The sequence below is a fragment of the Nonomuraea sp. NPDC051298 genome (assembly GCF_055586305.1).
Window position 1 is genome coordinate 1 of sequence record NZ_JBVJIM010000017.1, and the last position, 12,800, is coordinate 12,800.

Below are 12,800 nucleotides of genomic sequence, written 5' to 3' on the forward strand. Positions count from 1 at the left end.
TCGGCTCGCTCATCGCCGAGGCGATGGACAAGGTCGGCAAGGAAGGCGTCATCACCGTCGAGGAGAGCAACACCTTCGGCCTGGAGCTCGAGCTCGCCGAGGGCATGCGCTTCGACAAGGGTTACCTCGCCCCTCACTTCGTCACCGACCCCGACCGGCTCGAAGCGGTCCTGGACGATCCGTACGTGCTCATCGTGAGCGGCAAGGTCTCCGCCAACAGGGAGGTGGTGCCGCTGCTCGACAAGGTCGTGCAGTCGGGCAAGCCGCTGCTGGTCATCGCCGAGGACGTCGAGGGCGAGGCCCTGGCGACCCTGGTGGTCAACAAGCTGAACGGCGTCTTCCGGTCGGTCGCGGTCAAGGCCCCGGGCTTCGGTGACCGTCGCAAGGCCATGCTGGGCGACCTCGCCGTCCTGACCGGTGGCCAGGTCGTCTCGGAGGAGGTCGGCCTCAAGCTGGAGAACGCCACCCTCGACCTGCTCGGTCGCGCTCGCAAGGTCGTCGTCACCAAGGACGAGACCACGATCGTCGACGGTGCCGGTGACGCCGGGCAGATCTCCGGCCGGGTCAACGAGATCCGCGCCGAGATCGAGCGCACCGACTCCGACTACGACCGCGAGAAGCTGCAGGAGCGGCTGGCCAAGCTGGCCGGCGGCGTGGCCGTCATCAAGGCGGGCGCGGCGACCGAGGTCGAGCTGAAGGAGCGCAAGCACCGCATCGAGGACGCCGTGCGCAACGCCAAGGCGGCCGTCGAGGAGGGCATCGTCCCCGGCGGTGGCGTGGCGCTGCTGCAGGCCGGTGTGAAGGCGTTCGACGAGCTGGAGCTCGACGACGGTGACGAGGTCACGGGTGCGGCGATCGTGCGCAAGGCGCTGGAGGAGCCGCTCAAGCAGATCGCGGTCAACGCCGGTCTCGAGGGCGGCGTCGTGGTCGAGCGCGTGCGCAACCTCACCCCGGGTGAGGGCCTCGACGCCGCTTCCGGCGAGTACGTCGACATGTTCGAGGCGGGGATCATCGACCCCGCCAAGGTGACCCGTTCGGCGCTGCGGAACGCCGCCTCCATCGCGGCGCTGTTCCTGACGACCGAGGCCGTCATCGCGGACAAGCCCGAGAAGACCCCCGCCGCCGCGCCCGGCGCGAACACGGACTTCTAGCGCATGTCCCACCCGCGCCAACCTTCACGGAGAGCCCTGATGCGTGCCTACGGTGTCACCTACGACACCGGCTTCCTGTCCGCCGGAACCACCACCCACGAGCCCTTCGACCCGGACGCGGTACGCCGCGAGATGCGGATCATCCGCGACGAGCTGCACTGCGACGCGGTCCGGATCACCGGGGGAGACCCGGACCGCCTTGAGACCGCCGCGCGCCACGCCGCCCGCGCGGGCCTGGAGGTCTGGTATTCACCGTTCACCAACGGCCTCACCCAGGACGAGCTGACGACGTTCCTCGTCGACAGTGCCGAACGGGCGGAACGCCTGCGCCGGGAGGGGACTCGCGTCGTGTTCCTCACCGGCTCCGAGATCAGCCTGTTCACCAGCGGATTTCTGCCCGGTGAAAGCCTGGAGGAGCGGCTCGGGCTGATGGCCGACCCCGCCCGGCTGCGCGCCGCGCTTCCCGAACTGCCCGCCCGCGTCAACACGTTCCTCACCCGAGCGGTCGCGCTGGTGCGCGAACGGTTCGGCGGACCGATCAGCTACGCCTCCCTGCCCTTCGAAGGCGTGGACTGGGCTCCGTTCGACCTGATCGCCAGCGACGCCGGTTACCGCGACGCGACCACCGCGCACAGCTTCCGTGAGAGCCTGCGCGCGCAGCTCGGGCAGGGCAAGCCGTTCGCCGTCACCGAGTTCGGCTGCACCACCCACCGGGGGGCCGCCGCTCTGGGCGGACGCGGCGACTCCATCGTCGAGTGGGACGCACGCGGCCGTCCCCGCCTGACCGCGACGGTCATACGGGACGAGGAAGAACAGGCCGGGTACATTCGCGAGCTGCTCGACATCCACGACGAGGAGGGCACGGACACGGCGTTCGTCAACACGTTCGCCCGCCGTGACCTGCCGACGTCGTCCGAGCCCGTACGGGACTTCGACACCGCCAGCTTCGGCATCGTCAAGATCCTTGAGCACGGCCGCACCGGGACGGCCCATCCGGGACTGCCGTGGGAACCCAAGGCCGCCTTCCACGCCCTGGCCGAATACGGCCGCGCCAGGAGGGCCGGGACCGGAACGAGGACGTCGCCGTGACGCTGCCCACCACGACGCTCGGCAGGACCGGGCTGCGAGTGAGCCGCCTCGGCTACGGAGCCATGGAGCTGCGCGGCCCACAGGCGTGGGGCAGGCCGACAGGCGACGATCAGGCCCGTACGCTCCTCAACACGGTCCTCGACTCGGGCGTGAACCTCATCGACACCTCGCCGGACTACGGCGACGCCGAGGAGCACATCGGCCGCTGGATCTCCCACAGGCGCGACGAGTTCGTCCTCATCGGCAAGAGCGGCTGCCCGCTGGGCGCGGACGGTGACCCACGGACGTTCCCGCCGCACGTGTACACGAGGGCGAACGTCCGTGCGTGCGTCGAGCGGAGCCTGCGCAGGATGCGTACCGACCACCTTGACATCCTGATGGTGCACATGAGCCCGAGTGTCGCCGTGATGCGGGCCGAGGACACCATCGCCGAGCTGCGGGCGCTTCAGGACGAGGGCGCGATCCGCTTCACCGGCATGTCAGGGGAGCTGCCCAACCTTCCTGAGCACATCGCGATCGAAGCGTTCGACGTCTTCCTTCTCCCTTATTCGGCGCTCGACCGCTCCCACGAGGAACTCATCAGCGCCGCCGCGGCGACCGGCGCGGGGACGATCGCCCGCGGCTCGGTCGCCCGCCCGCTCGTGGCTCCGCCCGAGTCCGTGCCGGAGCCGGTACGCCGGCCGCTCGCCGACCGGCACTCGCGGCTCGCCGCCGCCGGCCTGGACGAGCTGGCGGACGGCTCCTCGACGATGGAGCTCCTGCTCCGGTTCATCCTCAGTCACCACGACCTGCACTCGTTGATCGTCGGCTCGACCCAGGTCGAGGACGTGCGGGCCAATGTCGCAGCCGCCCAGAAGGGCCCACTCCCGGCGGACGTCCACGACGCGGTGCGAGACCGCCTCAGCCCGAGGTAGGAGGCCCGATTCGGGCACCGTCCGTCGCGAGCCGGGCCCACCGCCACGCGGACGCGGCGCGTCCCGGCAGGCCCGGGCGGGAGCGGGACACCCCGATTCACTGGACGGGCCCGCCTCTGGAATCCACGTTCGCGGCCAAGGTCTTGAGGATGCCGGGCAGTTCCGCCACGGTCTGGGCGGGCAGGCCGGCCACGGTCTCCTGCGCCAGGGCGCGCCAGAGCTGCTTGATCCGGTCGACGAGCGCCTTGCCGCTGTCGGTGAGTTCGACGATGCTGGCGCGCCTGTCGGTGGGGGCGGGCGCGCGGCGGATGTGACCGGCGGCTTCGAGCTTGCGGGTCATGAGCGTGACGCTGGGCGGCTCGCAGCCGAGCGCCTCGCTGAGCTGGGCCTGGATCATCGGGCCGGTCCTGGCGAGTTCGAGCAGGAGCGCCTCCTGCCCGGGATGCAGGCCCAGCGGGGCCAGCAGCGCCGCGGCCCTGGCCCGATGGCGCAGGCTCAGCAGGCGGATGGCCTGGTTGAGGGCGTCTGCTTGCTCGAAGTCCATGGGCTCTCCTTGACAAATTAGTTATGCGCATAATAGTTATCCGCATAACTAATGCTATCCCACATCGAGGAGCCCCGGACATGGCCGTGAAGATCGCCGTCATCTACTACAGCGCCACAGGCACCGTGCACGCGCTCGCCCAAGCCGTCGCCGAAGGCGCCACCGCGGCCGGGGCCGAGGTGCGGCTGCGCCGGGTCGTCGAACTGGCGCCCGACGACGCGATCGACCAGAACCCGCGGTGGCGGCGGCACACCGATGCCACCGCGTCGATCGCCCAGGCCACGATCGAGGACCTGGCCTGGGCCGACGCGTACGCGTTCGGGACGCCGACCCGGTTCGGCGCGCCGGCCGCGCAGCTCAAGCAGTTCATCGACCAGGCCGGCGGGTTGTGGCGGGAGGGCACGCTGGCCGACAAGCCGGTCACGGCCTTCACCTCGGCGTTCAACCGGCACGGCGGCAGCGAGGCCACGATCCTGTCGCTGGGCAACGTGTTCTACCACTGGGGGTCGCTGATCGTCCCGCCCGGATTCACCGACCCGGCCGTGCACGCCGCCGGCGGCAACCCCTACGGCACGTCGATGACCGGCCCGGCCGCGGACGGCCCGGACGCCGCGACGCTGGAAGCGGCCAGGTACCAGGGACGGCGGCTGGCCCAGATCACGATCCGGCTGCTGGGAGCCGGCCGCGTCACCGATGCCGCCGCAGGCGGAGGGAACGCTCGCGAGGCCCTGGCCGCGACCACGTTCAGGTCCGCGTGAGCGGCGGGCCCGGCAAGGACGAAGTCATGACAAGCACCAGCGCCGCGACGCGGCGGCCCAGGTCGCAGGCCGGTCCCGCCTGGATGGTCCTGGCACTGGCGTGCGCCTGCCAGTTCATGGTCATCCTGGACTCATCCATCGTCAACGTCGCCCTGCCCTCGATCCGCGAGGACCTCGGCTTCACCCCCACCGGACTGGCCTGGGTGGTGAACGGGTATCTGCTGACCTTCGCCGGCTTCATGCTGCTGGGCGGGCGCGCCGCCGACCTGTTCGGCCCGCGCCGGATCCTGGCCGCCGGGCTGCTCGTCTTCGCCGCCGCCGGCCTGGCCGGCGGCCTGGCGACCACAGCACAGATCCTGGTGGCGGCCCGCTTCGCACAGGGCGTCGGAGCCGCCATGATGGCCCCTGCCACGCTGGCCGTGATCAACACCGGCTTCACCGAGCCGAGCGCTCGGGCCAAGGCGTTCGGCGCGTGGTCCGCCGCGGGCGGCGTGGGCGGGATGGCCGGCGCACTCGCGGGCGGCGCCATCACCACCGGCCTGTCGTGGCGCTGGGTCTTCCTCATCAACGTGCCGATCGGCGCGGCGCTGATCGCCGTGACCATGATCGCGCTGGCGGGTACGCGACCCGCCCGGCGGGAACCGCTCGACCTCGCCGGCGCGGTCACCGCGACGGCGGGGCTGGCCGCGCTGATCTACGGGATCATGCGCAGCGCCGATCACGGCTGGTCGTCGGTGGCGGTCGTCGGGCCGGTGGTGGCGGGCCTGCTGCTGCTCGGCGTCTTCGCCGCGGTGCAGGCGCGGTTCGCCGCCCGGCCGATGATGCCCCTGCGGCTGTTCAGGATCCGGGGCGTGGCCGTCGGCAACGGCCTGCTGCTGCTGTTCGGCGGGATCACCGTCGCGATGTGGTACTTCACGTCACTCTTCCTGCAGGGCGTGCTGGGCTTCGACGCGCTGCAGGCCGGACTCGGGCAGACGCCCGCGGCGGTGACGTTCCTGGTGGTCGCGCGGTGGGCCGCCGCCCTGCTGCCGCGGACCGGCGTACGCCCCCTGGTGCTGGCCGGCGGCGCCTGTTTCCTGACCGGGTTCGGCTGGCTCGCCCAGGCGGGCGCCGGCAGCGGCTACGTCACCGGCGTGCTCGGGCCCACGCTGGTCATCGCGCTCGGCATCGGGCTGACCTTCCCCACCCTCATGGCCGCGGCGACCGCCGACGTACCCGAGGGCGAGGCGGGCATCGTCGGCGGTCTGGCCAACACCACCAGCCAGGTGGGCGGATCGATCGGCCTGGCGGTGCTCGCGACGGCCGCCGGCGCCGAAGCCGCCTCGCAGGCCGCCGCGAGTTCCCCGGCCGCCGCCCTCGCCGCCGGCTACGACCTGGTCTTCCTCATGGCGGCCGGACTCGGCCTGGCCATCGCGGCGGTCAGCGTGTCGCTGCCCCGGCACCGCCGCGACTGATCCCGGCGACCCCGCTCGGCTCGTCCGGGGTGGCGGCGGTCGGCCACCCGGTGCCGGCCGCCGCGGCGAGGGCGTCAGAGCAGCGTGAGCGCCTTGGCCACGCCAGGGTCGCGCCCGGTGGCCAGGTCGAGGGCGGTCATGGGGGCGTAGTGGTCGACCGGCACGCCGATCGTGTCGATGATCTCGCGGGCGGGCCCGAGGTGCCGGACCTTGGGCAGGAGCAGGACGCTGCCGTCGTCGAGGAGATACGCCTCGCTGGGGCCGGAGATGGCTCCGGCGGTGCGGGTGCCGATGAGGGTGCCCAGGTCGTTGCCCTTGACCGCCGCGCTGAAGTCCTCGCAGGCCGAGGCGCAGCCGCGGTCGGTGAGAACGATCAGGCGCGAGCCGAGCAACGGGACGCTGTCGTCGGTCCTGTTGGGCACGCACTCGCCCTTGAGCGGGCAGAAGTAGCTGGTGACCTTGCCGTGCGCGAACGCGCCGAGCAGCCGCGTCACCTCGCGAGGCGACCCGCCGCCGTTGCCGCGCAGGTCGAGGACCACCGCCTCCGGTTTGTCCGACAGCTCGGCGATGACCTGGTCGGCTGCGCCTTCGGAGAATCCAGGCAACCGGACGTACGTGACGCCGTCGGCGAGCTTCTTCGACGTCACTGCCGGAGGCCGCTCCTCGACGGGGCCCTCCCTCAGTTCGACGACGCGGGTCCGTCCCGTCGTGGGCCGCTTGAGCGTGAGCCGAACCGTGCTGGAGGCGAAGGCGTCGACGAAACTCTGGTTCGGGGTGTCCCCGATGAACGCCGGCACACCGTTGGCCTTGACGACGATGTCACCGGCCCTGATGTCGGCCTTGGCGGCGGCGCTGCCGGGCAGGACGCGGGTGACGAACAGCGGCGGCCGGGCCGCGGGGTCGAGCCGTGGTCCCTGCGCGGCCGACAGGCCCGCGATGCCGGTTCCGGTCGGCCCGCCCTCCGGCGGCGGGGTCGGCCGGACCGAGCGGGCGTGGTTGTCCTGCAGCCCGACGACCATGCCGGTGATCGCGGCACGCAGGGCGGCGGGGTCGCCGGCGCCGAGGACCTTCGCGAAGGCGTCCCAGTCGGCGTCGCGGTCCCCGGTGAGGGCGGGCAGGCTGAGGTCGGCCCGGTCGGCGCCGCGCCGCATCAGGTTCTGGGTGTAGGCGGCCAAGGCGCTCTTCAGCAGCGCCTTCGCATCCATGACCGGGCCGCTGTAATAGTTGTCCAGCACGCAGAAGTACGCCTGCCGGAGCGTGTTCACCGAGGTCGGCGGCGCCGACTCCGGCGGTGGCGCCGTGATGGCGGCGCAGCCCCCGCCCGGGGTGGCCGCCGGCTTCGGCTGGGGCGTCGGGGACGACGCGGACGCGGGCGCGGACATGGCGCAGGCCGTCACCAGGACGGCGGCGCAGAGGGCTCTGATCATGGTCGCCAGCGTGGCCGGACGCGGGTTGCCATGGCGTTAACGGACCCGTTAACGCCACTGTTACCCCGGTTCGGGTACGAACATCGGCATGCGGATCCTGGTGGCCGAAGACGAACGCGACCTGGCCGATCTCGTGGCGGTGGGGTTGCGCCGCCATGCCATGGCCGTTGACGTGGTGTATGACGGGGCGGCCGCGGTGGAGCGGCTGGCGGTGCACGACTACGACGTGCTCGTGCTGGATCGGGACCTGCCCGAGCTGCACGGCGACCTCGTGTGCCGTGAGCTGGTGGCGCGCGGGAGCCGTACGCGGATTCTGATGATGACCGCGGCGGCGTCGGTGCCGGAGCGGGTCGCGGGTCTCGGGATGGGGGCCGACGACTACCTGCCCAAGCCGTTCGACTACGCCGAACTGGTCGCACGGGTGCAGGCGCTGGGGCGGCGCAGCCAGGCGCAGGTGCCGCCGGTGCTGAGGCGGCACGGAATCGTGCTCGACACCCACCGGCTGCAAGCCTCGCGGGACGGGCGGCACCTGCACCTGTCGCTCAAGGAGTTCGCCGTCCTCGAGGTGCTGATGAGGGCGGACGGCGCGGTCGTGAGCGCGGAACGGCTGCTCGAGGAGGCGTGGGACGAGAACGCCGACCCGTTCACCACGGTGGTTCGGGTCCTGGTCAGCCGCCTCCGGGCCAAGCTGGGCGACCCGCCGTGCATCCAGACGGTTCCCGGCGCGGGATACCTGCTGTGACGACGATCCGGGTACGGCTCACGCTCATCTACTCCGGACTGTTCCTGCTGACCTCAGTCGTGTTGCTGGTCACGGTCAACCTCCTGCTGCGCCAGGCCCTGGACGCGCGGATCGCCCGGTTACCCGGGGGAGCGGTGGCGCCGCCCGCGCCGACGCCGGGGGTGCCGGGGGAGCGGCCGGCGCCGCTGCCCGAGCTGGTGAACGACGTGATCGGCTACCAGTGGGAGGTGACCGCGTTGACGGTCGGGATCCTGACGCTGGTCTCGCTGGTCGTCGGATGGCTGGTCGCCGGGCGGATCCTGCGGCCCGTCCACCGGATCACCGCCACCGCGCAGCGGCTGTCCCTGTCGACCCTGCACGAACGGATCGCGCTCGCCGGGCCCGACGACGAGCTGAAGGAACTGGCCGACACCTTCGACGCGATGCTCGACCGGCTCGAACGCTCGGTCGCGGGTCAGCGGCGGTTCATCGCGAACGCGTCCCACGAGTTGCGGACCCCGCTGGCCGTCCAGCGGGCGGCCATCGAGATCGGGCTCCCCGAGGAGGTCGGTGAGATCCGCGACACGCTCCTGCTCCACAACCACCGCGCGGAGCACCTCATCGACGCCCTGCTGGTCCTGGCCCAGGCGGAACACGGCCTGGACGGCAGGAGCCCGGTGGCTCTGGACCAGGTGGTACGGCTCGTCCTGGCGGAGAGAGACTCGGACGGCATCACCGTGACGGGGCGGACCGAGCCGTTCGTCGTCGACGGTGACCCCGTCCTGCTGAACCGGCTCGTCACCAACCTCCTCGACAACGCGGTCCGCTACAACCATCCCGGCGGAACCGTTGAGGTGACGCTCTCCCGTGGGGTTCTGACGGTCCGCAACACCGGCCCGCACGTGCCCCAGGAGCGTTTGGGCGATCTCTTCGAGCCCTTCCGGCGGCTGCAGACGACCCGTGGACAGGGCGCCGGGCTCGGGCTGTCGATCGTCGCGTCGATCGCGAAGGCTCACGGGGCCGACGTGCGAGCGAGCCCCAACCCGGGGGGCGGGTTGGAGCTGGTCGTGGTGTTCGCGGTGGCTGAGGACACGCTGCCTCCCCCCGCGAGGGAGATCACCGTGTACGGACGTTGACCGCGACGGTCCCGCGCAGCGCGGCCGCGTCGACGCCCATGCCCGAGGCCAGTTCGTCGAGTGTGCGACATGGTTTCCCTGCGCGACAGCCCAGCACGACGACCTGTCAACGGGAATTACACCTTCACCCTATAGGTACGAAAGCATGTCCAAAATGGGTTCCCGGTTCGTCATCCCCTTGATCGGTCTGCTCGCGGTCTCTGCCTGTTCTCTCTCGCCCGGGGCCGCGCCGGGCACCCCCGTCCCACCAGCGGCGACGCCCTCCTCCAGCACCCCGCCACCCTCGGCCGGCGCGAGCGGCGCCGCCCAGGACAGCCGCCCGGCGCTCGCGCGGACCTTCAGCACGATGACCGAAAACCTCGAGATCGAGGTGGTCGGGCTGAACCGGGTCAAGGGCAGGCACCTGGTCGCCCAGATCCGGCTGACGAACACCGGCAGCGAGAAGAAGCTGCCGTGGACCGGCGAGCTGGGCGACAACACCCGCCCGCTCGGCAAGATCCGCTGGGCCTCCGGCATCGGCGTGCTCGACGCGCGGGCGCGTACCTGGATCCTGCCCTACCAGCCGGCCGGATTCCCGTGCCTGTGCAGCGACCAGGACCGTGACGGCCTCGGCTACTTCATCGACCCGGGCGAGTCCGTCAGCCTGTACGCGGTCATGCCCGCCCCCTCCGGCAACCCGGAAACCGCCACGGTCGTCACCCCGGCGGGCCCGCCGATGGCGGACGTCCCGATCAGCGACGACCCGCCGGTCACGCCCGCCGGGATGACGATCCCCGATCCGGACGCCGAGCCCGTCACCCCCGTCACCCGCCGCCTCGTGACCCCCTCCGAATCGCTCGACCGCAGCGAGGAGACCGCGGACGACGGCGCGGACCTGCGGGTCAGCCTCTCCTCCGACGTGCTGTTCGCGGTCGACGAGGCCACGCTCACGCCCAAGGCGCAAGCCGTCCTGGCCCGGACCGCCAAGCTCGTCGACGCCTCGCCCGGCGCGAGCGTGCGGGTGGAGGGGCACGCGGACTCCTCCGGCACCGACGCCATCAACGACCCCTTGTCCACCCGCCGCGCCCAGGCCGTGCAGCGGGCGCTGGCCACGATGGTCACCAGACAGGGCGTGGACTTCCAGGCCAAGGGGTACGGCTCGCGCCGCCCGCTGTACAGCAACGACACCGACGAGGGCAAACGCCGCAACCGCCGCGTCACGGTGACGTTCGCCAAGCCACAACCGGCCGAGGCCGAGGCCGAGGCTGGGGCCGCCGCGCCGTCCGCGACCCCCTCCTCAAGCGCTTCCGGGGTGTCGGGGCTGACCGGCAGCGGCACGGCGGACGGGCAGCCGATCTCCATGGAGATCACCGGCCTGCGGCGGCTGCCGGGCGGGCTGGGGCTGCTGACGTACCGGATCACGAACCAGGGGGCGGAAGAGGCCTGGTTCAACGAGTTGCACCAGGCCGGTGACTGGATGTCGTTCAAGTACCGGGCCGCCTTCAACGTCACGCTGACCGACGCGGAGGCCCGCCGCCAGTACCTGCCCGCCCGCCTCCAGGTGACCGACGGCGACAGCACCGACTCCTACTGCGCCTGCACCGACGTGTCCGGCGTACGCCTGCAGACCGAGAAGTTCGCCCCCGGCAGGCAACGCGAGTTCTGGAGCCTGTTCGCGCTGCCCGAGACGGCCACCACGGTGAACGTCAAGATCGCCGGCTTCGGCGACCTCCAGGTGCCGATCCGGTAGAGGTCGGCGGAAGCTTCCCGAGGAGATCCGCGGCCGCGCTCCCCTCACTTGCGTACATCGTACCCAGTGGCCTAGTCTGGCCGCCGAAACCGAGTACAACGTACCCAGTGGAGGGATGTCGTGGCGGATCCGATCGTGGTCGCCGAAGGGCTGCACAAGTCCTTCGGCGACGCCCACGCGCTGCGCGGCTTGAGCCTGAGTGTCGAGCGAGGAACGGTCTGCGGCGTGCTCGGGCCGAACGGCGCGGGAAAGACGACCGCGGTGCGCATCCTGGCGACCCTGTCCGCCCCCGACGCCGGGCACGCCCGCATCGCCGGATACGACGTCGTCCGCGAGGCCGACAAGGTGCGGGCCAGGATCGGGCTCGCGGGCCAGTACGCCGCCGTGGACGAGAAGCTCACCGGCCGGGGCAACCTGCGCATGTTCGGGCGGCTCTCCCACCTGCCCCGGCGCGAGGCGCACCGGCGGGCCGACGAACTGCTCGGGCGCTTCGGCCTGACGGACGCCGCCGATCGCCAGGTCGCCGGCTACTCCGGCGGCATGCGCCGCCGCCTCGACCTGATCACCAGCCTCATCCTCCGTCCCGAGGTGCTCTTCCTGGACGAGCCGACCACAGGCCTGGACCCGCGCAGCCGCGGCGAGATCTGGGACGCCGTCCGCGAGCTGGTCGCCGACGGCACCACGGTGCTGCTCACCACGCAGTACCTGGACGAGGCCGACCGGCTGGCCGACGACATCGCCGTCGTCGACCACGGGCAGGTGATCGCCACAGGCACCCCCGACGAGCTGAAGGCCACCGTCGGCGACCGCCTCGACGTCGTCGTCGAAGACCCCGCCGCCCTGCGCCCGGCGGCGACCGTGCTGACCGCCCTGGCCGGCACCGAACCCGCCACGACCGGCGCCGACCGGCTCAGCATCGCCGTGCCCGGCGGCGGCCTCCGGCTCGCCGGCATCGTGCGCGAACTCGACCGCGCCGGAGTCGCCGCGGTCGACGTGAGCCTGCGCCGTCCCACCCTCGACGAGGTGTTCCTGCGCCTCACCGACCGCGAGGAGACCGTCCGATGACCGCGCTGGTCCAGCGCCTGCGCTGGACGTTCAGCGACGGGCTCACCCTGGTCGGTCGCGAGCTGGGACGGCTGCGCCAGGAGCCCGGCGAGATGGTCGGCGCGCTGGTCTTCCCGGCCGTCATGGTGGTGCTGTTCGGCTACGTCTTCGGCAGCGCCATCCAGGTGCCGGGCGGCGGCGACTACCGCGAATACCTCATGCCAGGACTGTTCGCGATGGTGACCTTCACCGCGGTGCAGGGGGTCATGGGGCGCATGGCCGCCGACGCCGCCCGCGGCGTGATGGACCGCTTCCGCTCCATGCCGATGGCGCGGCTGGCGGTGCCGTTCGGGCAGACCGGCGCCGACTCCCTGGTCGGCCTGCCGCTCCTGGCCGTCATGGTGGGCGCGGGCCTGCTGGTGGGCTGGCAGCCGCACCGCGGCCCGATCCTCACGGCCGAGGCGTTCCTGCTGATGACGCTGCTGCGGTACGCGCTGAGCTGGGTGGGCGTCTATGTGGGCCTGGTGGTGAAGAACGAACAGGTCGTCGCCCAGGTGGTGGTGCCGCTGTTCCTGCCGTTCACGATGCTGTCCAACTCGTTCGTGCCGACCGACGGCATGCCGTCGTGGCTGCGGTTCCTGGCCGACTGGAACCCGGTCAGCGCGCTCACCGCCGCCTCCCGGGAACTGTTCGGCAACCCGGGCGGCCCGTCCGGCGACGTGGCCTGGCCGCTCGCGCATCCGGTGGCCGCCGTCCTGCTCTGGTCGGCCGTCCTGCTGGCGGTGTTCGTCCCGCTGTCGCTGCGCGCGTTCATGCGCGGAGGACGCTGAACG

Annotated in this window: 12 protein-coding genes; 10 read left to right on the forward strand and 2 right to left on the reverse strand. The window is 72.0% G+C overall.

Going from position 1 to position 12,800, the window contains the following annotated elements; genetic code table 11:
* From groEL to ACZ6S0_RS36980, 3 genes are all read left to right on the forward strand, one after another.
* Positions 1-1,151 (forward strand): chaperonin GroEL (groEL, locus tag ACZ6S0_RS36970; RefSeq protein WP_465923970.1); only part of this gene is annotated, 1,151 nt, incomplete at its 5' end.
* 39 nt (positions 1,152-1,190) lie between these two features.
* Positions 1,191-2,240: a hypothetical protein gene (locus ACZ6S0_RS36975; RefSeq protein ID WP_465923971.1), complete on the forward strand. Its 1,050-nt coding sequence runs from the start codon at positions 1,191-1,193 to the stop codon at positions 2,238-2,240.
* Positions 2,237-3,154, forward strand: a complete 918-nt coding sequence (locus tag ACZ6S0_RS36980; protein ID WP_465923972.1) for an aldo/keto reductase — start codon at positions 2,237-2,239, stop codon at positions 3,152-3,154. The genes ACZ6S0_RS36975 and ACZ6S0_RS36980 overlap by 4 nt, the downstream gene beginning before the upstream one ends.
* A gap of 97 nt (positions 3,155-3,251) precedes the next feature.
* Here the strand turns inward: ACZ6S0_RS36980 and ACZ6S0_RS36985 are convergent, their stop codons facing one another.
* Positions 3,252-3,698 carry a MarR family winged helix-turn-helix transcriptional regulator gene (locus ACZ6S0_RS36985; RefSeq protein WP_465923973.1) on the reverse strand — a complete coding sequence of 149 codons (447 nt, stop codon included), beginning with the start codon at positions 3,696-3,698 and terminating at the stop codon, positions 3,252-3,254.
* Positions 3,699-3,778: 80 nt separating this feature from the next.
* On the opposite strand from ACZ6S0_RS36985, the gene wrbA reads away from it, so the two are divergent.
* On the forward strand, positions 3,779-4,456 hold the full coding sequence (gene wrbA, locus ACZ6S0_RS36990; RefSeq protein WP_465923974.1) for an NAD(P)H:quinone oxidoreductase: 678 nt from the start codon (positions 3,779-3,781) through the stop codon (positions 4,454-4,456).
* 26 nt (positions 4,457-4,482) lie between these two features.
* Positions 4,483-5,910: an MFS transporter gene (locus ACZ6S0_RS36995; protein ID WP_465923975.1), complete on the forward strand. Its 1,428-nt coding sequence runs from the start codon at positions 4,483-4,485 to the stop codon at positions 5,908-5,910.
* 74 nt (positions 5,911-5,984) lie between these two features.
* Here ACZ6S0_RS36995 and ACZ6S0_RS37000 read toward each other — a convergent pair whose 3' ends face one another.
* Positions 5,985-7,337, reverse strand: coding sequence for a S41 family peptidase (locus ACZ6S0_RS37000; RefSeq protein WP_465923976.1), 1,353 nt, complete (start codon positions 7,335-7,337; stop codon positions 5,985-5,987).
* A gap of 88 nt (positions 7,338-7,425) precedes the next feature.
* Here ACZ6S0_RS37000 and ACZ6S0_RS37005 point away from each other — a divergent pair, with 88 nt between their 5' ends.
* The 5 genes from ACZ6S0_RS37005 to ACZ6S0_RS37025 all read left to right on the forward strand — a co-directional run bounded on the left by ACZ6S0_RS37005 (position 7,426) and on the right by ACZ6S0_RS37025 (position 12,797).
* Positions 7,426-8,079 (forward strand): response regulator transcription factor, encoded by a 654-nt coding sequence (locus ACZ6S0_RS37005; RefSeq protein ID WP_465923977.1) that lies wholly within the window; start codon positions 7,426-7,428, stop codon positions 8,077-8,079.
* Positions 8,076-9,194, forward strand: a complete 1,119-nt coding sequence (locus ACZ6S0_RS37010) for a HAMP domain-containing sensor histidine kinase (RefSeq protein ID WP_465923978.1) — start codon at positions 8,076-8,078, stop codon at positions 9,192-9,194. Before ACZ6S0_RS37005 ends, ACZ6S0_RS37010 begins: the two co-directional genes overlap by 4 nt.
* A 346-nt stretch (positions 9,195-9,540) precedes the next feature.
* Entirely contained in the window at positions 9,541-10,923 is a 1,383-nt protein-coding gene (locus tag ACZ6S0_RS37015) for an OmpA family protein (protein ID WP_465923979.1), read from the forward strand.
* Between the two features lie 120 nt (positions 10,924-11,043).
* The gene (locus tag ACZ6S0_RS37020; RefSeq protein WP_465923980.1) at positions 11,044-11,988 is read left to right on the forward strand and encodes an ATP-binding cassette domain-containing protein; all 945 of its coding nucleotides are present in this window, start codon (positions 11,044-11,046) and stop codon (positions 11,986-11,988) included.
* Positions 11,985-12,797 (forward strand): ABC transporter permease, encoded by an 813-nt coding sequence (locus ACZ6S0_RS37025; protein WP_465923981.1) that lies wholly within the window; start codon positions 11,985-11,987, stop codon positions 12,795-12,797. The genes ACZ6S0_RS37020 and ACZ6S0_RS37025 overlap by 4 nt, the downstream gene beginning before the upstream one ends.
* The last annotated feature ends 3 nt before the right edge of the window (positions 12,798-12,800 follow it).

Bases quoted from the DNA above. Each gene is read 5' to 3' on its own strand.
- ACZ6S0_RS36975 (WP_465923971.1), top strand. From the start codon at position 1,191: ATGCGTGCCTACGGTGTCACCTACGACACCGGCTTCCTGTCCGCCGGA.
- ACZ6S0_RS36985 (WP_465923973.1), bottom strand. From the start codon at position 3,698: ATGGACTTCGAGCAAGCAGACGCCCTCAACCAGGCCATCCGCCTGCTG.
- wrbA (WP_465923974.1), top strand. From the start codon at position 3,779: ATGGCCGTGAAGATCGCCGTCATCTACTACAGCGCCACAGGCACCGTG.
- ACZ6S0_RS36995 (WP_465923975.1), top strand. From the start codon at position 4,483: ATGACAAGCACCAGCGCCGCGACGCGGCGGCCCAGGTCGCAGGCCGGT.
- ACZ6S0_RS37000 (WP_465923976.1), bottom strand. From the start codon at position 7,337: ATGATCAGAGCCCTCTGCGCCGCCGTCCTGGTGACGGCCTGCGCCATG.
- ACZ6S0_RS37005 (WP_465923977.1), top strand. From the start codon at position 7,426: ATGCGGATCCTGGTGGCCGAAGACGAACGCGACCTGGCCGATCTCGTG.
- ACZ6S0_RS37015 (WP_465923979.1), top strand. From the start codon at position 9,541: ATGACCGAAAACCTCGAGATCGAGGTGGTCGGGCTGAACCGGGTCAAG.
- ACZ6S0_RS37025 (WP_465923981.1), top strand. From the start codon at position 11,985: ATGACCGCGCTGGTCCAGCGCCTGCGCTGGACGTTCAGCGACGGGCTC.